Annotated in this window: 19 protein-coding genes, 2 tRNA genes and 1 pseudogene; 6 read left to right on the forward strand and 16 right to left on the reverse strand. The window is 70.8% G+C overall.

Annotation, left to right across the window (positions count from 1 at the left end):
• Nucleotides 1–34: 34 nt before the first annotated feature.
• From ITJ69_RS07595 to ITJ69_RS07615, 5 genes are all read left to right on the forward strand, one after another.
• Nucleotides 35–1,249: a PucR family transcriptional regulator gene (locus tag ITJ69_RS07595; protein ID WP_111085717.1), complete on the forward strand. Its 1,215-nt coding sequence runs from the start codon at nucleotides 35–37 to the stop codon at nucleotides 1,247–1,249.
• Between the two features lie 78 nt (nucleotides 1,250–1,327).
• Nucleotides 1,328–2,269, forward strand: a complete 942-nt coding sequence (locus tag ITJ69_RS07600) for an ACP S-malonyltransferase (RefSeq protein WP_123292580.1) — start codon at nucleotides 1,328–1,330, stop codon at nucleotides 2,267–2,269.
• On the forward strand, nucleotides 2,266–3,270 hold the full coding sequence (locus ITJ69_RS07605; protein ID WP_194672476.1) for a beta-ketoacyl-ACP synthase III: 1,005 nt from the start codon (nucleotides 2,266–2,268) through the stop codon (nucleotides 3,268–3,270). Before ITJ69_RS07600 ends, ITJ69_RS07605 begins: the two co-directional genes overlap by 4 nt.
• A 120-nt stretch (nucleotides 3,271–3,390) precedes the next feature.
• Nucleotides 3,391–3,639, forward strand: a complete 249-nt coding sequence (locus ITJ69_RS07610; RefSeq protein ID WP_017886710.1) for an acyl carrier protein — start codon at nucleotides 3,391–3,393, stop codon at nucleotides 3,637–3,639.
• 83 nt (nucleotides 3,640–3,722) lie between these two features.
• Nucleotides 3,723–4,967: a beta-ketoacyl-[acyl-carrier-protein] synthase family protein gene (locus ITJ69_RS07615; protein WP_194672477.1), complete on the forward strand. Its 1,245-nt coding sequence runs from the start codon at nucleotides 3,723–3,725 to the stop codon at nucleotides 4,965–4,967.
• A gap of 232 nt (nucleotides 4,968–5,199) precedes the next feature.
• Here the strand turns inward: ITJ69_RS07615 and ITJ69_RS07620 are convergent, their stop codons facing one another.
• The 6 genes from ITJ69_RS07620 to ITJ69_RS07645 all read right to left on the reverse strand — a co-directional run bounded on the left by ITJ69_RS07620 (nucleotide 5,200) and on the right by ITJ69_RS07645 (nucleotide 10,183).
• A complete protein-coding gene (locus ITJ69_RS07620) occupies nucleotides 5,200–5,700 on the reverse strand; it encodes a DUF3145 domain-containing protein (RefSeq protein WP_235035923.1) in 501 nt (166 codons plus the stop codon).
• A gap of 170 nt (nucleotides 5,701–5,870) precedes the next feature.
• A complete protein-coding gene (locus tag ITJ69_RS07625; protein WP_194672478.1) occupies nucleotides 5,871–6,701 on the reverse strand; it encodes a DUF1684 domain-containing protein in 831 nt (276 codons plus the stop codon).
• Nucleotides 6,698–7,822, reverse strand: coding sequence for an AI-2E family transporter (locus tag ITJ69_RS07630; protein ID WP_185094211.1), 1,125 nt, complete (start codon nucleotides 7,820–7,822; stop codon nucleotides 6,698–6,700). Before ITJ69_RS07630 ends, ITJ69_RS07625 begins: the two co-directional genes overlap by 4 nt.
• A 7-nt stretch (nucleotides 7,823–7,829) precedes the next feature.
• Nucleotides 7,830–7,904, reverse strand: a tRNA-Ile gene (locus ITJ69_RS07635).
• A gap of 10 nt (nucleotides 7,905–7,914) precedes the next feature.
• Nucleotides 7,915–9,126 (reverse strand): glycosyltransferase, encoded by a 1,212-nt coding sequence (locus ITJ69_RS07640; protein ID WP_131846208.1) that lies wholly within the window; start codon nucleotides 9,124–9,126, stop codon nucleotides 7,915–7,917.
• 145 nt (nucleotides 9,127–9,271) lie between these two features.
• Nucleotides 9,272–10,183 (reverse strand): DMT family transporter, encoded by a 912-nt coding sequence (locus ITJ69_RS07645; RefSeq protein ID WP_181437562.1) that lies wholly within the window; start codon nucleotides 10,181–10,183, stop codon nucleotides 9,272–9,274.
• 39 nt (nucleotides 10,184–10,222) lie between these two features.
• On the opposite strand from ITJ69_RS07645, the gene def reads away from it, so the two are divergent.
• Entirely contained in the window at nucleotides 10,223–10,798 is a 576-nt protein-coding gene (def, locus tag ITJ69_RS07650) for a peptide deformylase (protein ID WP_131920455.1), read from the forward strand.
• A gap of 59 nt (nucleotides 10,799–10,857) precedes the next feature.
• Here def and ITJ69_RS07655 read toward each other — a convergent pair whose 3' ends face one another.
• From ITJ69_RS07655 to dnaG, 10 genes and pseudogenes are all read right to left on the reverse strand, one after another.
• A complete protein-coding gene (locus ITJ69_RS07655) occupies nucleotides 10,858–11,346 on the reverse strand; it encodes a hypothetical protein (protein WP_194672479.1) in 489 nt (162 codons plus the stop codon).
• Nucleotides 11,347–11,422: 76 nt separating this feature from the next.
• Nucleotides 11,423–11,495, reverse strand: a tRNA-Asn gene (locus ITJ69_RS07660).
• A 126-nt stretch (nucleotides 11,496–11,621) separates the two neighbouring features.
• Complete coding sequence (locus tag ITJ69_RS07665; protein WP_323743061.1) at nucleotides 11,622–12,623, reverse strand: D-isomer specific 2-hydroxyacid dehydrogenase family protein; 1,002 nt, start codon at nucleotides 12,621–12,623, stop codon at nucleotides 11,622–11,624.
• On the reverse strand, nucleotides 12,620–13,549 hold the full coding sequence (locus ITJ69_RS07670) for an ATP-binding cassette domain-containing protein (RefSeq protein ID WP_123292572.1): 930 nt from the start codon (nucleotides 13,547–13,549) through the stop codon (nucleotides 12,620–12,622). The genes ITJ69_RS07665 and ITJ69_RS07670 overlap by 4 nt, the downstream gene beginning before the upstream one ends.
• A 175-nt stretch (nucleotides 13,550–13,724) precedes the next feature.
• Nucleotides 13,725–15,401: an ABC transporter ATP-binding protein gene (locus ITJ69_RS07675; protein ID WP_123292571.1), complete on the reverse strand. Its 1,677-nt coding sequence runs from the start codon at nucleotides 15,399–15,401 to the stop codon at nucleotides 13,725–13,727.
• Complete coding sequence (locus ITJ69_RS07680; RefSeq protein WP_131920462.1) at nucleotides 15,398–16,402, reverse strand: ABC transporter permease; 1,005 nt, start codon at nucleotides 16,400–16,402, stop codon at nucleotides 15,398–15,400. Before ITJ69_RS07680 ends, ITJ69_RS07675 begins: the two co-directional genes overlap by 4 nt.
• Before the next feature lie 2 nt (nucleotides 16,403–16,404).
• On the reverse strand, nucleotides 16,405–17,070 hold the full coding sequence (locus tag ITJ69_RS21070) for an ABC transporter permease (RefSeq protein WP_395875174.1): 666 nt from the start codon (nucleotides 17,068–17,070) through the stop codon (nucleotides 16,405–16,407).
• 135 nt (nucleotides 17,071–17,205) lie between these two features.
• Nucleotides 17,206–17,514: pseudogene (locus ITJ69_RS21075) on the reverse strand (ABC transporter permease); the annotation flags it as partial.
• Between the two features lie 84 nt (nucleotides 17,515–17,598).
• Nucleotides 17,599–19,230, reverse strand: coding sequence for an ABC transporter substrate-binding protein (locus ITJ69_RS07690; RefSeq protein ID WP_123292569.1), 1,632 nt, complete (start codon nucleotides 19,228–19,230; stop codon nucleotides 17,599–17,601).
• A gap of 551 nt (nucleotides 19,231–19,781) precedes the next feature.
• On the reverse strand, nucleotides 19,782–21,695 hold the full coding sequence (gene dnaG, locus ITJ69_RS07695; protein ID WP_123340415.1) for a DNA primase: 1,914 nt from the start codon (nucleotides 21,693–21,695) through the stop codon (nucleotides 19,782–19,784).
• Nucleotides 21,696–21,707 lie beyond the last annotated feature (12 nt).

The following is a 21,707-nucleotide window of genomic DNA, read 5'->3' on the forward strand; positions in this document are numbered from 1 at the left end:
GCAGGTGACGCCCGTCCAGCCGGACACCGAGGGCCTGTCGAAGGCCCAGAGCCAGGAGAGCGCGCGCGAGCGGGCGCTCTCCTGGCTCCGTCAGGTGTCCGGAGAACTCTCCACCGCCACGATCAAGCGGCTCGAGGACACCCTTCCCTGGTACAGCGAGATGCCGCCGGGGCGCCGCTCCGCCGTGGGCCTCGTCGCCCAGGCAGGGATCACCTCGTTCATCAGCTGGCTCGAGGGCACCGCGTCGACGCCGTGGATCGCCGCGGCCGACGTCTTCGGTTCGGCCCCGCGTGAACTGCTGCGCTCGGTGAGCCTGCAGCAGACCCTGCAGCTCATCCGCGTGGTCGTCACGGTGGTCGAGGAACGCGCCGCCGACGACGAGATGCTGCAGGAAGCGATCCTGAAGTACTCGCGGGACATCGCCTTCGCGGCAGCGGACGTCTACGCCCGGGCGGCCGAGGCCCGCGGGCTGTGGGACGCCCGACTCGAAGCGCTCGTGGTCGACTCCATCCTGTCGGGCGAGTACGACGACGAGCTGCCGTCCCGCATCGCCGCCCTCGGGTGGCACGGGCACGGCGAGGTCGCGGTACTCGTCGGCACGGCACCGAAGCAACTCGAGGTCGACCAGGTCCGCCGCACCGCCCGCCACATGGACGCCGACGTGCTCGTCGGCGTGCAGGGCTCACGGCTCGTCGTGGTGATCGGGCGCTCGACCCCGCGGGACGACGTGCCCGAGGGCGAGGACCCGGTCTCGTTCACGGCCATCGCGCAGGCGCTCGAGCCGCTGTTCGGCGAGGGCCACCTGGTGCTCGGCAACGAGGTCCCCGGGGTCGTCGACGCCTCGACCAGCGCGAAGGCAGCCCTCGCCGGGTTCGCCGTCGCGCGGGCGTGGCGCGGGGTCCCCCGTCCGGCGCTGGCCGACGACCTGCTGCCCGAACGCGCCCTGGCCGGCGACCCGCTCGCCCGGTCCGCCCTGGTGCAGCGGATCTACGTGCCGCTGAAGGACCAGTCCACCGAGCTCCTGCAGACCCTGTGGTGCTACCTGGACACCGGTCGGTCGCTCGAGGCGACGGCGCGCGAGCTCTTCGTGCACCCGAACACCGTCCGCTACCGCCTGCGCCGCGTCGCGGACATCATCGGGTGGGATGCCACGCACGCTCGGGACGCCCTGATCGTGCAGTCGGCCCTGATCCTCGGCGCGATGTCCGAATCGGCCACGGGTCGTCGCCGGATCACCCCACGCCGGTAGGGAACCGACAATGTCACGCGGGGTTTCGTGTGGGAAGCCCACACGGGCCCCGCGGTGCATGAGCGACAGGATTGTCCGGTGATCGTCGTCGTCGCGCCCGGACAGGGCTCCCAGACCCCCGGCTTCCTCGCCCCCTGGCTCGAGGATGCCGCCGTTCGTGAACGTGTCGGGCAGTGGTCCGAGTCGATCGGGGTGGACCTCGCCGCACACGGCACCACGTCGGACGCGGACACCATCAAGGACACCGCACTCGCGCAGCCCCTCATCGTCGCCGCCGGTCTCGTGACCGCCGACGCGCTGCTGGCCGACGGCCGCCGTGCGCTCGTCGGCGGGGTCGCCGGGCACTCGGTCGGCGAGTTCACCGCCGCCGCGGTCGCCGGGGTCCTCGAGCCGACCGACGCCGTGTCGCTCGTCGCCGAGCGAGGCCGGGCCATGGCGGACGCCGCTGCCCTCGAAGCGACCTCGATGGCCGCCGTGCTCGGTGGCGACGCGGACGCGGTCGCCGCAGCACTGGAGTCCCACGGGCTCGTCCCCGCGAACCACAACGGCGGCGGCCAGACCGTCGTCGCCGGCACGGCCGCCGGCATCGCCGCGCTCGTGGCGGACCCGCCCGCCAAGGCCCGCGTGATCCCGCTCGCCGTCGCCGGTGCGTTCCACACCCACTTCATGGCCCCCGCGGTCGAGCGCGTGGCCCCGGTCGCCGCGGCCGCCACGGTGCACGACCCGACCCTGCCGATCTGGACCAACGCCGACGGCTCACGGGTCGACGACGGTCGCCGGTTCGTCGACCTGATGGTCCAGCAGATCGCGAGCCCCGTGCACTGGGACGCCGTGATGGAGTCGTTCGCGGCCGCCGGCGTCACCGGCATCATCGAGCTCGCGCCGGCCGGCGCCCTGGTCGGGCTCGCCAAGCGCGGCCTGCGCGGCACGCCGTCCGTCGCCATCAAGACCCCCGAGGACCTGCCCGCAGCGATCGACCTGCTGCAGCGCGCAGACCAGGAAGCAGACGCCACCGCATGACCGAACGTCCCGCACTCTCCCAGCGCCGCGGCCACGAGTTCACCCGCATCCTCGCCTTCGGCGCAGCCCGCGGCGAGAACGTCGTGCCGAACGACGACCTGGTCGGCCCGATCGACTCGTCCGACGAGTGGATCCGCCAGCGCACCGGGATCATCACGCGCAAGCGTGCCGGCAAGGACGTCGAGGCCGTCGACCTCGCCGAGGCCGCCGCGCGCGAGGCGATCGAGAGGGCCGGCCTGTCCCCCGACCAGATCGGTGTCGTGCTGGTCAGCACCGTGACGCACACCGTCGCGACCCCGTCGATGGCGTCGCTGCTCGCCGAGCGGATCGGCGCGACGCCCGCCGCCGCGTACGACATCAGCGCCGCGTGCGCCGGGTACGCCTACGGCATCGCCCAGGCCGACTCGTTCATCAAGTCCGGCCTCGCCGACCACGTCCTGGTCGTCGGTGCCGAGAAGCTCAGCGACGTCGTCGACCCGACCGACCGCTCGATCTCGTTCCTGCTCGGTGACGGTGCCGGCGCGGCCGTCGTCGGCCCGAGCGACTTCCCCGGAATCGCCCCGACCATCTGGGGCTCGGACGGCTCGAAGTGGGACGCCATCGGCATGACGGCGACCTACAACGAGTGGGAGGCCGGCGCGCCCCGCCCGACCATGCGCCAGGCGGGCCAGACGGTCTTCCGCTGGGCCGTGTGGGAGATGGTGAAGGTCGCCCGCGAAGCGCTCGAGACCGCCGGTGTCCGACCGGAGGACCTCGCGGCGTTCGTGCCGCACCAGGCGAACATCCGCATCATCGACGAGTTCGCGAAGCAGCTCGGCCTGCCCGAGTCGGTCACGATCGCCCGTGACATCACCACCACCGGCAACACCTCCGCCGCGAGCATCCCGCTCGCCACCCACCGCCTGCTCGAGGAACACCCCGAGCTGTCCGGCGGGCTCGCCCTGCAGATCGGCTTCGGTGCCGGGCTCGTGTTCGGCGCCCAGGTCGTCGTCCTGCCCTGATCCCACCCGGCCGCGCATCCCGCGCGGCCAGCGACCACCCCGACGAGTCTCCGGGCGCGAGCACGCTGCGTGCCCTAGGCTGGTCCACGGTCAAACGACACCCCCCTCAAGGAGAAACTCATGGCCCTGTCCAACGAAGAAGTCCTCGCCGGCCTGGCCGAGCTGATCAACGACGAGACCGGTATCGCCACCGACACCGTCGCCGCCGACAAGTCCTTCACGGACGACCTCGACATCGACTCCATCTCGATGATGACCATCGTGGTCAACGCCGAGGAGAAGTTCGACGTGAAGATCCCGGACGAAGAGGTCAAGAACCTCAAGACCGTGGGCAACGCGGTCGACTACATCGTCAAGGCCCAGGCCTGACACGAGCTTCCTGAGCGCCGCGGCCAGCGGTCACCGTCGGCCGCGGCGCTCATCTTGTTCCCCAACGAAAGAACCGTCGTTCCATGACCAAGAAGACCGTCGTCGTCACCGGGATCGGTGCGATCTCACCCCTCGCCGCGACTGCCGCGGAAACGTGGGACGCGCTGCTCGCCGGCAAGTCCGGCATCACCCGCATCGAGGACCCGCGCTACGCCGAGCTCGAACTCCCCGTGGAGTTCGCCGGCCAGGCACGTCGGTTCCTCACCGACCAGCTCACCCGCCCCGAGTCGAAGCGCCTGGACCCCTCGTCGCAGCTGTCGCTCGTCGCGGCGCGTGAGGCGTGGGCCGACGCCGGCATCGACGCCGAGTCCGTCGTCCCCGAGCGCCTGATCGTCGACTGGGCGACCGGCATCGGCGGAGTGAACACCCTGCTCGACGCCTGGGACACCCTGCGCGAGAAGGGCCCGCGTCGGGTCCTGCCGATGACGGTCCCGATGCTCATGGCGAACGGTCCGGCCGCTGCCATCGAGATGGAGTTCGGCGCCCGTGGCGGCGCCCGCACCTACCTGTCGGCCTGCGCCTCGTCGACCGAGTCGCTGGCCGAGGCGTACCGCCACGTCGCCGATGGGGACGCCGACATCGTCATCACCGGTGGCGCCGAGGCCGCACTGCACCCGCTGCCCCTGGCGGCGTTCGCGGCGATGCAGGCCCTGTCGCGCCGCAACGACTCCCCCGAGACCGCGTCGCGTCCGTACGACGTCACCCGTGACGGCTTCGTCCTCGGTGACGGCGCCGCGGCGCTCATCCTCGAGTCGAAGGAGCACGCCGAGGCCCGCGGTGCGACCATCTACGCCGAGGTCGCCGGCGCCGGCATCACCTCGGACGCGTTCCACATCACGGCACCGGACCCCGAGGGCAGCGCTGCCGCCCGTGCGGTCCTGCAGGCCCTCGACCACGCCGGAGCCAGCCGCGAGGACGTCGTGCACGTCAACGCGCACGCCACCTCGACCCCGGTGGGCGACGTCGCCGAGTACCACGCCATGCGTCGCGTCTTCGGGGACCACCTCGACGACATCGTCGTGTCGGCGACCAAGGCGTCCACTGGGCACCTGCTCGGTGGCGCCGGTGCGATCGAGGCCGCGTTCACGGTCCTCGCGCTGCACAACCGTGTCGCGCCGCCGACGATCAACCTCAACGACCAGGACCCGGAGATCGTCATGGACGTCGCGCGCGAGCCGCGCGCGCTGCCCGACGGCGACCTCCTCGCGGTGAGCAACTCGTTCGGCTTCGGCGGCCACAACGCCGTGGTCGCGTTCCGCAGCGTCTGATCCGTCGCACCCTGCCAGGAGGCCCGTCCCGCGTCGTCGGGGCGGGCTTCCGTCGTGTGTGTTGCCGGCTTCAGTGCCGCGAAGGCGACAGTTCGCGGCCACACGTTCACGACCGCACCGCCAAAGCGACAGTCTGCGGCCGAATGTTGGCGGCACAGTGTCGCTTTCGCGAAACGGCGGAGACGCCGGCGTCTGGCGCACCCGAGACGCCGGCGTGTGCTGCGAGCTCCGGTCAGCCGACGCGGTGCAGCCAGACGACGGGGTTGCCCTCGGCCGCGTGACGGAAGGGCTCGAGCTCGTCGTCCCAGGCCTGTCCGAGCGCGAGCCGGAGCTCACGGTGGAGTTCGAGCGCGTTGCTGCCCGCGACCTCCATCGCGTAGCGGACGCGGTCCTCGGGGATGACCATGTTCCCCGTCACGTCGGTCTGCGCGTAGAAGACCCCGAGGTCAGGCGTGTGCATCCAGCGGCCACCGTCGGACTCGGTCGTCGGTTCCTCGGTCACCTCGTAGCGCAGGTGCTCCCAGCCGCGCAGCGCGGAGGCGATCGCGGCACCGGCACCGACCGCACCGGTCCAGGTGAACTCGGTCCGCCGGGCACCGTCCTGTGCCGGCTGGTCGAGCCACGAGAAGTTCACGGCGCGGTTCATCGCGCGACCTGCTGCCCATTCGACGTGCGGGCAGAGCGCGCGGGGTGAGGAGTGCACGTAGAGCACTCCTGTCGTCGTTCCGTTCACGGTTCCTCCGATACGTCAGGTGCGACTTCCCCATCGACCTGGTGCGGAGGATCCGAGCGGCTGCGAGCCACGGAACCATTCGGTATGCGATTGTGATGTCCCGACAGGACACGCCCATTATGCAGCGTTCCGGCTGGGAACGGCAAGGACCCCGCCGAGCGCGGTCCGGTTCAGTGCAGGACCGTGCCCGCAGCGTCGACGGGGTGCCGCTCCCCCGCCGTGATCGGCACGGGCACGCGGTTCTCGACCGGCGGGATCGGGCAGGCGAACTGGTACGAGAACGCGCAGGGCGGTAGGACGAGCAGGTTCCAGTCGAGCTCGACCGGGCCCGCGGCGCCGGGGTCGTCGAGGTACAGGAAGCGGCCCATCGAGTAGGTGCTGCCGGGGTCGTCCTCGGCGAGGACGCTCGTGGCGTCCTGCACGATGAGCTGCAGCCGCGGCGCACCCCGGAACGCCGCGGACCGGACCGCGACGAACCGCATGGTCGTGCTGCCGACGGCCGTCTCGATGTGCCCGGCGACCGGCAGGGCGTCGCCGGCGGCGTCGAGGACGCTGCCACGGGCCTCCTGGTCGTCGCCCGCACCGGCGTCCAGCGGGACGTACGTGCCGGAAGCCACCCAATCGTCGGACCGGTCGAACCGGGCGATGCGCGCGAAGCGGTGGATCGGCTCCGCTGCGGGGTCCCAGACGCGCAGCGTCGAACCGGACACCGTGCCCGCGAAGCCGTCGGGGAACGCGACGGCGGACGGGACCACGGCGGCGTCACCGGCGACGAGCACCGTGCCGTCCACCGGGACGCCGTCCACGACGACACCGTCGGTGGCGGCGGCCGTCACCGTGAGGCCGCCGACCGCGGGTGCCCAGGTGCCGGGGACCGGCCACACCGGCTGCGGGGAGTCGACGTGCTGGGCGTTCACCAGGGCCAAGGGGCCACGAGGCCCGCGTGCCCAGCGATCGCGTTCCGCGACATGGTCGGCGAAGCCGGAGGCGGCGTCCGTCACGCCAGCTCCTGCCGCGGGTAGATGACCTTCTGCACGATGATGATGATCGACGCGGCGACGGGCAGGGCGACCAGGGCGCCGAGCACGCCGCCGATCGTGCCACCGGCCACCGCGGCGATGACCACGAGGGCCCCGGGCACCTGCACGGCACGCGACATGATGCGCGGCGAGATGAGGTACGCCTCGACCTGCATGTAGACGAGGTAGTAGATCGCCGCGGCGAGTGCTGTGGCGGGCGACGCGAAGAGGCAGAGCAACGAGATGACGATCGCGGCGCCGAGGGTGCCGACGAGCGGGATGAGCGAGCCGAGGAACGCGAACGAGGCCAACAGCACGGGCAGCGGCGCACCGATGATGAGCAGGAACACCAGGCTCAGGATGCCGTTGATGAGCGCCTGCGACACCTGGCCGACGACGTACCGACCGACCGCCTGGGTGATCTGCTCACTGACGTCGATGAAGTTCTCGCGGCGGGACGCCGGCACGAACCGGTACGCCGCACGCTTCATGCCTCGCATCGACGCGAGGAAGTAGAGCATCAGGATGAGGACGATGAGCACGCCGGTGAGCCCCGACAGGATGCCGCTGCCGACCGCCAGGATGCCGCCGCCGACGCTGAGCAGGTTGCCCGGGTTCTCGACGAACGACTGCACCGACTCGAGCGCGTGGTCGATGTCGAACGACCCGGCGAACTGCTTCGACAGGTCCTGCACCCACTGCTGCTTCGAGATGTCGTCGACGACCTCGGGGAAGTTCTGGATCAGGTTCGTCGCCTGCTCGACCAGGATCGGGACGACCGCGAAGACGACCCCGGCGAACGCCGCAAGGACCCCGACGACGACGACGGTGATCGCCGCCCACCGCGGGATGAGCCGCTCGAGGAACGAGACGAGCGGGTCGATGCCGAGCGCGAGGAAGAGCGCGACCCCGATGTAGACGAGGACGGTGCTGAGCTCGCCGATGATGGTGCCGGCGAGCAGCGCGACGAGCACACCGATGGCACCCATGAACCCGATGCGGAAGGCGTTGACGCGCACGCCGGTGCCACCACGGTTCACCTGGAACGTGACGTTCGGCGTCGGACCAGCTGCGTCGTGGTCGTCCTCGCGCTTGCGTTTCATCTGCACGTAGGGCGGGCGGGACTTGAACCCGCGAATCGTTCGGTTATGAGCCGACTGCCTTGACCAGCTTGGCTACCGCCCCTCGACGACCGTCAGGCCACCGGTTCCCCACGATACAGCGCCTCGAACGTCGTGAGCGTGCGGTTGATGTCGTGTGCCTCGATCATGGCCGAACTGCGCTCCCGCATGGCCGTGTACTCCGCTTCCGACGCCGTCAACACCGCCTCGAGCTTGGCGGCGAGGTCGTGTTCGTCGCCGGGGGCGAACAGGTACCCGTTGCCGTCGATGAGGTGGGGCAGCGCCATCGAGTCGGCCGCGACGACCGGCAGCCCGGACGCCATGGCCTCGAGCGAGGAGATGCTCTGCAGCTCGGCGGTGGAGGGCATCGCGAACACGGTGCCGTTCGTCAGGGCGGTGCGCTTGACCTCGTCCGAGACGAACCCGAGGAACCGGACGCGGTCCTCGAGCCCGAGCTCCTTCGCCAGGGCGGTCAGCTTCGGGATCATCTCGCCGTCGCCGACGATCGTCAGGGTCGCCGCGAGCGAACCGGGCAGCAGCGCCACGGCCCGGACCAGCACGTCGAGGTTCTTCTCCGGCGCCACGCGGCCGACGAACACGATGTCGTTGTTGACCGGACGGCCCTCGCGCGCCACGTACCGCGACGCGTCGATCCCGCACGAGATCGCGAGCACCCGCTGTCCGGCGATGGCCTTGCGCAGGTAGTCGGCAGCCAGGTTCGTCGGCGTCGTGATGGTGTCGGCGAGCCGGTAGGTCTTCGCGGCGTCGCTCCACGCGATCTTCAGCGCGATGGGCAGCGTCCACTTGCCGAACGGCGTGTACTCGAGCAGGTTCTCGGGCATGAAGTGGTTCGTCGCGATGACCCGGATGCCGCGCGCGTTCGCCTCGGGGACGATCCCGCGACCGATGACGACGTGTGACTGGATGTGCAGGACGTCGGGCTTCACGGCGTCGAGGATCGGGCCGGTCCACTTCTTGACGCTCCACGGCCACACGAACCGGAGCCAGGCGTGCAGCGGCCACTTGTACGACTTCAGGCGGTGCACGACGAGAGTCACGCCCTGGTGCTCCTCGTCGAAGGTGCCGTAGTTGCGGCTCGAGGCCGGGGCGACGACGTGGACCTCGTGCCCGCGCTCGGCCAGGCCGACGGCGAGCTGTTCGGCGAAGGTGGCGGCGCCGTTGACGTCCGGCGGGAAGGTGTCCGCGGCGATCAGGATGCGCAAGGGTCGGTGTCCGCCCGTCGCGCCCGTCGGTTCGGCGGTGGCGGTGGTGACGTCTCCTGACACGGCTGGCGTCGTCCTCTCGTGGGCGATTGCTGGTCGGACTGCCGACGGTACCGCACCCGCATCCGCGGCCGCGTCAGCCGCGCGGAGGACCCCGTGGTACCTCGGGGTGACGGGCGACGGCGCTGCGCCGCCCGCGGCCCCGCGGTCAGGCGCGCGTCTGCGGGTGGTGCTTGGCGAGCAGGAACACCCCGGTGATGGCGATGCCGGCCGCGACCACGAACCCGGCGACCGCACCCCAGGGTGCCCCGGACGCCTCGTCGAGCACCACCACGCCGATCCCGACGGCGACGATCGGGTCGATCACGGTCAGCCCCGCGATGACGAGGTCCGCCGAACCGGCCGAGTACGCGTTCTGCACGAAGTACCCGCCGAGCGACGCCGCGACGACCACCCCGATGATCGCGAGGACCGTCAACCAGTCGAACGTGCCGTTCACGAACCGGTTCAGCACGACCTTGGCGAGCGTCGCGACGAACCCGTAGAGGATGCCCGCGCCGACGATGTAGTAGAGCGCGCTCTTGTGCTTGGCCACGAGTCGGAACGACACCAGCACCAGCACGAGCACCACGGCCAGGATGATCAGGACGGTCACCAGCTGCTGCCGGGTGATCGCGCTCTCGTGCCCGACGAACGCCGCGATGCCGACGAAGATCGCGACACCGATGATGCAGGTCCACACCGCACGCTTCGCCCGACGGCCCAGCGGCACGCCCGACGACCGGGAGGAGAACCACGTGGTGATCACGAGCGCGACCGCCCCGAGCGGCTGCACGACGATGAGCGGCGCGTACGTGATGCTGATGAGCTGCAGCACGACGGCGATGCCGAGCATCAGCGTGCCGAGCACCCAGTAGCCGCTCGAGACCAGGCCCACGACGTGCCGGACGCTCAGTCCCTTCGACTGCCGCCCCAGCCGCGCCTCGACCCGCTGCACGCCCCGGCTCTGGAACTGCGCTCCCAGCGACAGGAACACCGCACCGATGAGCGCGACGGGGATCATGAGGGCCTGGAACGGCGTCAGGTTCACTGCGTCCGGCAGCTGGAGGTCCGTCGTCACGCGTCGAGGCTACCGTCCACCGCCGGATAACCTGGGTGAATGGCCGTTCTCCCGATCCGCATCACCGGCGAACCTGTCCTGCACGAGCGTGCAGCCGAGGTCACCGAGTTCGATGACGACCTCCGTTCCCTCGTCGCCGACATGTTCGAGACCATGGACCTCGCCCCCGGCGTCGGTCTGGCCGGACCCCAGGTCGGCGTCGGCAAGCGCCTGTTCGTGTACTCGTACACCGACGACGATGAAGTGCTGCACCGCGCCGCGGCCGTGAACCCGGTGCTCTGGATCAGCCCGCCGGTCCCCGAGTCGGTCGACGAGCTCGACGAGGACGACGAGTCCGAGGGCTGCCTGTCCGTGCCGGGCGAGCGCTTCCCGCTCCGACGCTCCGGCAGCGCGCTGCTCCGGGCGTTCGACGAGCACGGCGAACCGTTCGAGGTCCGGGCCGACGGTTGGCTCGCGCGCATCTTCCAGCACGAGTACGACCACCTGGACGGCTGGCTCTACGCCGACCGCCTGGTGCACCCCTACGGCAAGCAGGTCGCCAAGGCCATCCGCAAGAACAGCTGGGGCGGCCCCGGCCAGTCGTGGCTACCGGGTCGCGACCACCCCGAGGGCTGACGGGCCGGTCCGGCCCGCGCGTCGCCTGCCGTGGACAGCTGACGACCGGGAGGCCCGGCTCAGCTCCGGTACGTCGACAGCGCGTCGCGCAGGTGGTCGGTCTCCGGGTGGCCCGGGCAGTACACCAGGAGACCGGCGGCGACGTGCGCTGCGCCGTCGTCGGCCACGGCCGACGTCCACGGGTCCGTGCCGGTCATGGCGCACGTGCTCGCGAGCTCGACGAGGGTGGCGTCACCCCGGGTCGCGTCGACCGCGGCCTGCTGCTGGGTCGACGGCACCGAGCCCGTGAGCCGCTTCGCGGTGCACGAGGTCCGCTCGTCCTCCCACACCGCCGAGTACGTCGTGTAGGTCTCGCGGTCGCCGTCGTCGCACACGAAGGCGAACACGACCGGCGAGGCACCCGACCCGAGCCCGGTCTCCGAGCTCGTGGGCTCCTCTGACGCATCGGTGTCCGGTCCGGCACCGCTGCACCCGACCAGCACGGGCGCGATGACCGCCGCGAGCAGCACGCCGAGGAACACGGCGCGGGGCGGACGGTATCGGTGCACCTGTGAACGCTAACAGCTAGCAGCGGGCAGCAACGAAACGCAGAAGACCCCCACCCGAGCGGGTGGGGGTCTGTTGCTCCCCGAGTTGGACTCGAACCAACAACCTGCCGGTTAACAGCCGGCTGCTCTGCCAATTGAGCTATCGAGGATCACTGTCCGCTGGCGAATGTCGTGCGAACAACGGGTAACAGCATAGCAGCACCGCAGGGCCCCTCACCGCATCGGACACGCCGCCCGGGCGCGCCGCGATGTGGCCCCCGGTGCAGCGCTGCTCCTCAGTACCCGGCGACCGGGTCGACGACGCCGACGAAGCCCTCGCCGCTGCCGTCGAGGAACGCCGTGGTGTTGAGTCGCACCCGCTCGGCGAGCAGCGGCGCGACCATCTCCGGGGTGTCGGCCTGGTGCGGCGTGATGACCGCGCCGGGCTCGGACCACAGCGGGTGGCCGTCGGGCAACGGCTCGGGGTCGGTGACGTCGAGCCCGGCGGCGGCGATCGCACCGGTGCGCAGGGCCTCGACCAGGGCGTCGGTGTCGACGAGTCCCCCGCGGGCGATGTTGACGAGCCGGGCGGACGGCTTCATGATCGCGAACTGCTGCGCGCCGAAGAGCTTCGCGGTGCCCGAGGTCATGGCGGCGGCGATCATCACGACGTCGGCGTCGGGCAGGACCTCGTCGAGCTGGTCGGTGGTGACGGTGCGCGATGCGCCGGCCACCGGGTCGGCCGAGCGACGCACCACGGTGACGTCGACGTCGAACGGGGCGAGCAGGCGGATGTACTCGAGCGCGATCCCGCCGGCGCCGATGACGACGACGTTCCGGCCGTACAGCGACACACCCTCGGGCTCGGTGGCCCACGAGTGTGCACGAGCGCGCTTCTGCAGGACCCGCAGCGTCCCGAGCGTCAGTGCCAGGGCGTGCTCGGCGACGGGCTCCGCGTACGCGCCCTTCGCCGAGGTGAAGAGCACACGGTCCCCGTGCTCCTGGATGAGGTGTGCGAAGGCGTCGACCCCGGCGAACGGCAGCTGCACCCAGCCGATCCCCGGCGCGGCGTCGAGCGCGTCCGCCAGGCCGGACGGGTCGCGGGGGTCCAGCCAGACGAGCCCGCGGGTGTCCGCGTCGAGCGGCGCGACGGTCCCGCCGGCCTCGGTCACCGCGGTGACATGCAGGTCGGTCGGCTCCGGCAGCACGGCGACGGGGCCGGACTGCGGTGCGTCGATCGGCAGCGGGGCACCGGAGGTGGGGACGACGGCGCGGTGGCCTCGGGTGGCGGTGCTCACGGGTTCTCCTGTCGGTCCGTGCGGGGGCCGGTGCCGGCGGCGACCGGTCGGCGTGGCGCCGTCGAGCGGCGCGGGGCGGTGGGTGCCGGGCGACGCTTCACGCCGCGGGCCGCGGTCGCGGCCAGGGTCTTGACGTAGGGGTCGACGGGGTTGTCGAGGACCTCGTCGAAGGTGCCGAGGCCGACCAACCGGGCATCGGCCATCACGGCGACGCGGTCGGCCAGGGCGCCGGCTTCGCGCAGGTCGCTGGACACCACGACGGCGGAGAACTGCCGGTTGCGCTGCAGGGTCGCCAGGGCCTCGAGCACCGACTGGCGCACGAGCACGTCGACGCCGCGGGCGGGTTCGTCGGCGACCAGGAGCTGGGGTTCGAGCACGAGGGCCCGCGCCAGGGCGACACGCTGCCGCTGCCCGCTGGAGAGCTCCCAGGTGTTCAGCCGCATCACGCCGAGCGGCAGGTGCACGGCGTCGACCAGGCGCGCGACGATCAGGCCCGCTTCCTTGCGGTCGAAGCGGCGGTCGCGCTGGTAGATCGGTTCGGCGATGGCCTCGCCGACGGTGAGGTCCGGACTGAGCCGATCGGCGCCGTCCTGCGGCAGGTAGCCGATCCGGCCGCTCAGCCGCTCGAGCTTGCGGGACGAACCGCGCAGCCCGCGGGTCTTCTGGCCGAGGACGGTCAGTTCGCCCCCGACGATGTGCCGGCGCAGCGCACCGTCACCCTCACCGTGCGACCCGAGCTGCCCCGCGATCGCGGCGGCGAAGGTCGACTTGCCCGACCCCGACTCACCGAGCAGTGCGAGGATCTCGCCCTGCCGCACCGTCAGGCTGACCCCGTCGACCGCTCGGATCGACTCGGACCCCCGTCCGCCCCGGTACTCGATCGACACGTCGTCCGCGACGACCGCCGGTCCGTTGACCGCGATCATGGGTCCCCTTCCACGCCGCCCCCTGGCGGCGGTTCGCGACGGACCGCGCTGGCAGTACCGTCGTGCGTACAGCTGTGGAGGCGACCGTCCAGGAGGCCCGGCGTGCGTCGACGACGCTGGACGGGCCTCCTGGACGGGTCGCGCCGGGTCGAGACCAGACGCGGGTCGCATCGGGTCAGGACCCGACGTTCTCCAGTTGCTCCAGCGTACGCCGTCGCTCGGCCTGCTCCGCAGGGTCCGGCACCGGGAGCGACGCCAGCAGGCGCTGCGTGTACGGGTGCTGCGGGGCGCCGAGGACCTGCGCCGTCGTGCCCACCTCGACCAGGTCGCCGCGGTACAGCACCGCGATCCGGTCGGACAGCGCGCCCACGACCGCCAGGTCGTGGCTGATGAACAGCGACGCGAAGCCCAGGTCCTGCTGGAGCTCGAGGAAGAGCTCGAGCACGCGGGCCTGCACCGACACGTCGAGCGCACTCGTCGGCTCGTCGGCGATGAGCAGCTTCGGCCGGAGCGCGAGCGACCGGGCGAGCGAGGCGCGCTGGCGCTGCCCACCGGAGAGCTCGTGCGGGTAGCGGTCCCCGTACGCCTTCGGCAGCTGGACCGCCTCGAGGAGTTCGTCAACGCGCTTACGGGCCGCACGCGGGCTCGACACCTCCTTGTGGACGACCAGCGGCTCGGCGACGCACTCGGCGATCGTGAGCAGCGGGTTGAACGACGTCGCCGGGTCCTGGAACACGAACCCGATGTCCTTGCGCAGGTGCTTGAAGTCGCGCTCCCGGTAGCCGAGCATCTCGGCGCCGAGGACCTTCAGCGAGCCGCCGGTGACCTTCGTCAGCCCGGCCATGGCGCGACCGATCGTGGTCTTGCCGGAGCCGGACTCCCCCACCAAGCCGAGGACCTCGCCGGGACGGATCGCCAGGTCGACGCCCTTCACGGCGCGGAACGCGGGCGAACCGAGGCGGCCGGGGTACTCGATCTCGAGCCCCTTCGCCTCGACCAGCGGGGTGACGTCCTCGGTGATCGCGGCACGGCGGGCGGTGCCCGTCGACGCCTCGAGCCGGGGCACGGCGGCGAGCAGCCGCTTCGTGTAGTCGGCCTGCGGACGCGCGAACAGGTCCGTCGCCGAGGCCTCTTCGACGATCTCGCCCTGGTACATCACGGCGACGCGGTCGGCCAGGTCGGCCACCACACCCATGTTGTGCGTGATGATCACGATCGCCGTGCCGAACTCGTCGCGGCAGCGGCGGAGCAGGTCGAGGATCTCGGCCTGCACCGTGACGTCGAGCGCCGTGGTCGGCTCGTCGGCGATGATCACCGACGGCTCGAGGGCCAGGGCACTCGCGATGACGACACGCTGCTTCTGGCCGCCGGAGAACTGGTGCGGGTAGTGGTCGACGCGGGTCTCGGGGTCGGGGATGCCGACGCGGCCGAGGTAGTCGATGGCCTTCGCCCGCGCCTCCTTCTTGGACATGCCGCCGTGGGCGCGGAGCCCCTCGGCGATCTGCCACCCGACCGTGAAGACCGGGTTGAGGGCGGTCGACGGCTCCTGGAAGACCATCGCACCGGCGGTCCCCCGCAGGCTGCGGAGCTTCTGCGCGCCGACGGTGACGACGTCGGTGCCGTCGAGCAGCACCGCGCCGCCGAGCGTCGCCGTCTCGGGCATGAGCCGGAGCATCGCCCGAGCCGTGACGGACTTGCCGGAGCCGGACTCGCCGACCAGGGCGAGGACCTCGCCGGGGCGGACGTCGAGGCTGACGCCCTTGACCGCGTCGACCGCGCCGCCGTCGGTGGCGAAGGTGACCGTGAGGTCGTCGACGACGACCACGGGTGCGTTCTCGGTGTCGGTCGTCATGCGCCCGGTCCTTCCGCGGTGGCCGTGTTGCGCGCGTCGCGCGTGGACACCAGCTGCTTCAGCCGTCGGCGCGCACGCAGACGGGGGTCGGAGATGTCGTTGAGGCTCTCGCCGATGAACGTCACACCGAGCACCAGCACCACGATCGCGACACCCGGGTAGACACCGGTCCACCAGACGCCGCTCGCGACGTCGGACAGCGCACGGCTGAGGTCGTAGCCCCACTCGGCGCCGGACGTCGGACCGATGCCGAACCCGAGGAAGCCGAGGCCGGCCAGGGTCAGGATCGCGTCGCTGGCGTTGAGCGTCAGGATGAGCGGCAGGGACCTGGTCGAGTTCCGCAGCACGTGCCGGGTCATGATGCGCCACGGGTTCGTGCCCATCACGCGCGCCGACTCGACGAACGCGTCGTTCTTCAGGCGCACGGCCTCGGCACGGACCACCCGGAAGTACTGCGGCACGTAGACGACGGTGATCGAGATCGCCGCCGCGATGATGCCGCCTGAGTAGCTCGAGTTGCCACCGGAGATCACGATCGACACGACGATCGCGAGCAGCAGCGAGGGGAACGCGTAGATCGCGTCGGCGACCACGACCAGGACCCGGTCGAGCCAGCCGCCCAGGTAGCCGGAGACCAGGCCGAGCAGGACGCCCACGATGATCGACACGACGACCGCGACGATCACGACGAGGACCGCGGTCCGGGCGCCGTAGACCACCCGGCTGAACACGTCGAACCCGCCGACGGTGGTGCCCCAGATGTGCTCGGCGCTCGGTGCGCCCGTGCGCGGGAAGCTCTCGCCGTCCGCGCCCTGCAGCTGGCCGAAGCCGTACGGGGCCAACAGCGGCGCGAAGACCGCGACGAGCAGGTACAGGGCGCAGATGACCACGCCGACGATGAGCATGGCGCGCTGCCAGCCGGTGCTCTTGCGGAGCTGGACCACCACGGGCAGCCGCTTCCAGAGCGGCTCGTGGCGGTCGACGAGGGTGGTGTCGGCCATCGTCAGAACCTCACTCTCGGGTCGATCAGGGCGGCGACGACGTCGACGATGAAGTTGGTCACCGCGACGATCACCGCCAGCATCGCGACGATGCCCTGGACCGCGACGAAGTCACGGGCCGACAGGTACTGGTTGAGCTCGAAGCCCAGGCCGCGCCACCCGAAGGTGGTCTCGGTCAGGACCGAACCGCCCAGCAGCATCGCGATCTGCAGGCCCATGACCGTGATGATCGGCACGAGAGCGGGGCGGAACGCGTGCGTCCGCACCAACCGCGACTCGCGGACACCGCGGGAGCGGGCCGCGTCGACGTACTCGGAGCCGAGCGACCCGATCATGTTCGCGCGCACCAGGCGCAGGAAGATGCCGGCGGTCAGCAGTCCGAGGGTCAGCGCCGGCAGGACGGCGTGCTGCAGCACGTCGCCGATGACCGCCGCGTTGCCGGTCCGCAGTGCATCGATGATGTAGATGCCGCTCGCGCCGGGGATGCCGTCGAGGATGAGCTCCACCCTGGTCGACGCGCGGTCGCCGAGCGGCAGCCAACCGAGCCACACCGAGAAGACGAGCTTGAGCAGCAGGCCGCCGAAGAACACCGGGGTCGCGTACGTCAGGATCGCGAGGGCACGGAGCAGCACGTCGGGCCACTTGTCGCGCGTGTACGCGGCCAGCATGCCGAGCGGGATGCCGAGCACGAGCGCGACGACGAGGGCGTAGAAGACGAGCTCGGCGGTCGCGCCGCCGTACTGCAGGATGATCTCGGTGATCGGCCGGTTGTCGGTCGACGCGTTGCCGAAGTCACCGCGCAGGATGCCGCCGAGGTACTCGAAGTACTGCACGAGCACGGGACGGTCGTACCCGGCGGCGTGCAGGCGTTCCTGCAGCTGCGTCGGGGTGAGTCGGCCGCCGACCGACGCGGTGATCGGGTTCCCGATGACGCGCATCAGGAAGAACACGAGCGTCACCAGGATGAAGACGGTCGGGATGATGAGGAGGAACCTGACGAGGACGTACCGGCCGAGTCCGCCGCCACTGCTCTTGGCACGACGTTGTGCCTGTGGCTTGGTCGGATCGGTGCCGTTCACGTCCTGGGTCGCCTCTGGGGTGCTCAGGGTCACGGGGAGGGGTGCCTTTCATGCCGGTGCGCAGGCACGCGGGCGTTCCTCGTGGGAACGCCCGCGGCCTGCGCGAGGGGCGTGGTGCTACTTGCTGAGGGTGGCGTACCGGAACTTGAACGAGGCGTCGAGGGTCAGGCCCTTGACGTCCTTGCCGGCGACGGCGACGGACTTGCCCTGCAGCAGGGGCAGCGTCGAGATCTGCGAAGCCTCGCGCTCCTGGGCCTGCTCGATCAGGTCGGCACGCTTGTCCGGGTCGGACTCCGCCTGCTCCTTCGCGATGAGGTCCTGGATGACCGAGTCGTCGTAGTGGTTCTGGACGAAGTTCTCCTTGGTGAAGAACGGCGACAGGTAGTTGTCGGCGTCGGAGAAGTCCGGGAACCAACCGAGCTGGTACTCCGGGTACGCGTCCTTCGTGCGCTCCTGGGCGTAGGTCGTGTAGACCGTCGACTGGATGTTGACGGTGAACAGCCCCGAGTCCTCGAGCTGCGTCTTCAGCAGCGCGTACTCGTCGTCCGACGCCGAACCGTAGTGGTCGGGCGCGTACTGGATGTCGAGCTGCACCTTGCCGGAGACACCGGCGTCGGCGAGGGTCTTCTTCGCCTTGTCGACGTCGGGGCCACCGTCGCCGTCGCCGTACATGTCCTTGAACGGCTGGACCGCACCGGTGAGGCCGTCCGGCACCATCGAGTACAGCGGCGTGAAGGTGTCGTTGTAGACCTCCTTCGCCAGGGCGGCGCGGTCGACCACGTCGGCGGCGGCCTGTCGCACGGCGAGGGCCTTCGCCTCGTCGGCGTCGTCCTGACCGGTGCCGAACGGCTGCGTCTTGAAGTTGAAGACCACGTAGCGGATCTCGCCGCCGGGGCCGTCGGTGACCTTGAGCTTGTCGTCCTTGCGCAGGTCCGAGATGTCGGTCGGCGTCAGGGAGCGGTACGCAACGTCGACGTCGCCCTGCTGCACGGCGAGCTTGAGGTCGGTCTCCTTGGTGTAGTAGTTGGCCGTCACCTCGGAGGTCTTCGCCTTGCCGAGCAGGCCGTCGTACTTCGGGTTCGTCTTGTACTGGATCAGCTGGTTCTCCTTGTAGGAGCTGATCTGGTACTGCCCGGCGAACGCCTTGCCCTTGACGATGTCGTCGGCGCTGGTGAGCTTCGTCGCGCTGAAGACGTCCTCGTCGACGATCGGGCCGGCGGGGCTCGAGAGCACCTGCGGCCAGGTCTGGTCGGCGTGGTCGAGGTTGAACACCACGGTCGTGTCGTCCGGGGTGTCGATGCTCTTGAGGTTGGCGAGCAGCGACTGCGGGCCGTTCTCGTTGTTGATCTTGAGCTCGCGGTCGAACGAGAACTTCACGTCGCTCGAGGTGAGCTTGTTGCCGTTCGCGAACTCGAGGCCGTCCTTGAGGGTGACCTCGTACGTGGTCGGGCTCGTGAACTCCGCCTTCGTGGCGATGTCCGGCTCGACGTCCGGGCTGCCCACGGGCGTGTTCATCAGGAACGGGAAGACCTGGTTCTGCACGGCGAACGAGCCGTTGTCGTAGGAGCCGGCCGGGTCGAGGGACGTGATCTTGTCCGTCGTCCCGATGCTCAGGCCGTTCAACTCGGTGTCGCTCACGCTGCTGCTCGCGCAGCCGGTCAGCACCAGCGCCGTCGCTGCTGCTCCGGCGCCGAGCGCGATGCCGCGCCTGCCCCACGTGGCTGTGTGCTTCTTGAACACGGATGCCATGTTCGATGCCTCTCTTGAAGTTGGGTGCAAGTGTCCGGACCGGCGGGTGGTACGTCTGTGTGCCCGGCCAGGAACGCTCATTGGTATCACCCTGTCACGGAACAGATCGAACCGGGAGCGATTTGTTTACACCGCTGTAATGCAAGCACCCGTCGCGTGATGCATCATTCGTGCGCATCGACCCGGCGCGCCGCACACGAAAGTTGCGCGCTGCAACCTGGGTGGTCGCCCCCGCCGACCGGTCACGACACACCGCCCGTCCCACCCCGAGCGGTCACGTCCCGTCGGCCGAACCCCGGTCAGCCGACGCCTTGCGACCACTCGACGCCCGACACTCGGCACGTCGTGCGGCCACACCGTCGGCCTGGAGGCTCGCCCCACGTCGGCCCCGTCCCTCGCCCCCGCCGACCGGTCACGACACACCGCCCGTCCCACCCCGAGCGGTCACGTCCCGTCGGCCGGACCCCGGCCAGCCGACGCCTTGCGACCACTCGACGCCCGACACGGCCGCGCGGCAGGCGCCCCGACACTCGGGCGGCGAGAGCGAGGGGCTAGGACGCCTCGGCGTCGGCGCGGAGCCGCATGCGCTGCGCGTCGATGTCCACGAGCTGCCGCTGGATCTCGGCGCGCCGCTCGGCCTGCTCGTGCGGGTCCGCACGCTGCAGTTGTCCGAGCAACGAGGCCTTGCGGGCGAGCAGGTCCCGCTCGACCAGGGCGACGACGATGCTCCGGCAGTACGCGGCGAGGTCCTCGGCGTTGCGCGCGGGGATCGGCGCGAGGGCCAGCTCGTGCGTCAGGGTGCGCAAGGGGGTCGGCACGTCGGCGAGCAACCGGTCGAGCCAGTCCCCCGCCCCGATGACGTCGACGTTGGCGACCACGGCGTCCCGCACGACGGCGAGCATCGGCGCCGAGAACGTGGCCGATGCGGCGAGCCCGAGCAGCGGCGCTCCGACCGAGGTCGGCTGCTGCACCATCGCCATGACGGCGTCGCGCTCCATGCGGCTGATCGGGTCGTTCGGCAGCGAGCGGATCCCGGCGACGGGCTCCTCGACCACACCGGCCCCGTCGGTGGCGTGACCGGCGCGACCGTCGCGCCCCGGGCCTCCTGACCGATCGTCCGTCGACCCCGCACGCCGACGCGCGGTCTCGACCGATCGACGGACCTCGGGCATGTCCATGCCGAGCCAGCCGGCGAGCTCGCGGACGTAGCCCTGCGTGAGCGAGCGGTCGCGGATGCCGGCGAGCACGGGCGCGGCGGCGCGGAGGGCACTGACGCGGCCCTCGACCGTCTCGAGGTCGTGGCCCTCCAACGTGCGGCGGATCATGAACTCGAACATCGGGCGCTTGTTCGTGATCAGGCGGCGGATGGCGTCGTCGCCGCGGGCGAGCCGGAGGTCGCACGGGTCGAGACCACCGGGCGCCACGGCGACGAACGTCTGCGCGGCGAACCGCTGTTCCTCGGCGAAGGCGCGGGATGCGGCACGCTGTCCGGCCTCGTCCGGGTCGAAGGTGAAGACCACCTCGCCGTTGGCGTTCGGGTCGGCGCCGGCCAGGTCGCCGAGCATCGGTCGGAGCACCTTGATGTGGTCGACGCCGAACGAGGTGCCGCACGTGGCGACCGCGGTGGTGATGCCGGCGACGTGGCAGGCCATGACGTCGGTGTAGCCCTCGACGATCACGACCTGCTTCTGCTTCGAGATGTCGCGGCGAGCCAGGTCGAGCCCGTAGAGCACCTGGCTCTTGTGGTAGATCGGGGTCTCGGGCGTGTTGAGGTACTTCGGGCCCTTGTCGTCGTCGAGCAGGCGACGGGCGCCGAACCCGATCGTCGCTCCGGTGACGTCGCGGATCGGCCACATCAGGCGACCACGGAACCGATCGTACGGCGACCGGTCGCCCTGGCTGACGAGCCCGGCCGAGGTGAGTTCCTCGAGAGTGAAGCCCCGACCGCGCAGGTGGTCCTTGAGCATGTCGAAGGACTTCGGGGCGAAGCCGACACCGAAGTGCTGCGCCGCCGAGGGATCGAACCCGCGCTCCCCCAGGAACCGCCGTGCGGGGTCGGCCGCGGCGGTGGTGAGCTGCGCCGTGTAGAACTCGAGCGCGGCTTCGTTGGCCGCGATCAGCCGGGCCCGGGTGTTGTAGTCGGTGCGCGGCCCGTCGCCCTCTTCGTAGTGCAGGGTGAAGCCGATCTTCGCGGCCATACGCTCGACGGCCTCGGCGAAGGTGGTGTGGTCCTGCGCCATGATGAAGCTGAAGACGTCGCCGTCCTCGCCGCAGCCGAAACAGTGGTAACGCCCGACCTGGGGCCGGACGTGGAACGACGGGGAACGTTCGTCGTGGAAGGGGCAGAGCCCCTTCATCGACCCGACGCCCGCGTTCTTCAGCGTGACGTAGTCGCCGACGACGTCGGCGATGTTGACACGCGAGCGGACCTCGTCGATGTCGTTCCGCGCGATCCTGCCAGCCACCCTCTGATCCTA

The sequence above is a fragment of the Curtobacterium sp. VKM Ac-2887 genome, from assembly GCF_015350935.1.
Lineage (GTDB): Bacteria > Actinomycetota > Actinomycetes > Actinomycetales > Microbacteriaceae > Curtobacterium.

Excerpts from the sequence above, each read along its gene's own strand:
- ITJ69_RS07605 (WP_194672476.1), top strand. The coding sequence starts at position 2,266 with ATGACCGAACGTCCCGCACTCTCCCAGCGCCGCGGCCACGAGTTCACC.
- ITJ69_RS07610 (WP_017886710.1), top strand. The coding sequence starts at position 3,391 with ATGGCCCTGTCCAACGAAGAAGTCCTCGCCGGCCTGGCCGAGCTGATC.
- ITJ69_RS07615 (WP_194672477.1), top strand. The coding sequence starts at position 3,723 with ATGACCAAGAAGACCGTCGTCGTCACCGGGATCGGTGCGATCTCACCC.
- ITJ69_RS07630 (WP_185094211.1), bottom strand. The coding sequence starts at position 7,822 with ATGAAACGCAAGCGCGAGGACGACCACGACGCAGCTGGTCCGACGCCG.
- def (WP_131920455.1), top strand. The coding sequence starts at position 10,223 with ATGGCCGTTCTCCCGATCCGCATCACCGGCGAACCTGTCCTGCACGAG.
- ITJ69_RS07670 (WP_123292572.1), bottom strand. The coding sequence starts at position 13,549 with ATGATCGCGGTCAACGGACCGGCGGTCGTCGCGGACGACGTGTCGATC.
- ITJ69_RS07675 (WP_123292571.1), bottom strand. The coding sequence starts at position 15,401 with ATGACGACCGACACCGAGAACGCACCCGTGGTCGTCGTCGACGACCTC.
- ITJ69_RS07680 (WP_131920462.1), bottom strand. The coding sequence starts at position 16,402 with ATGGCCGACACCACCCTCGTCGACCGCCACGAGCCGCTCTGGAAGCGG.
- ITJ69_RS21070 (WP_395875174.1), bottom strand. The coding sequence starts at position 17,070 with ATGCTGGCCGCGTACACGCGCGACAAGTGGCCCGACGTGCTGCTCCGT.
- ITJ69_RS07690 (WP_123292569.1), bottom strand. The coding sequence starts at position 19,230 with ATGGCATCCGTGTTCAAGAAGCACACAGCCACGTGGGGCAGGCGCGGC.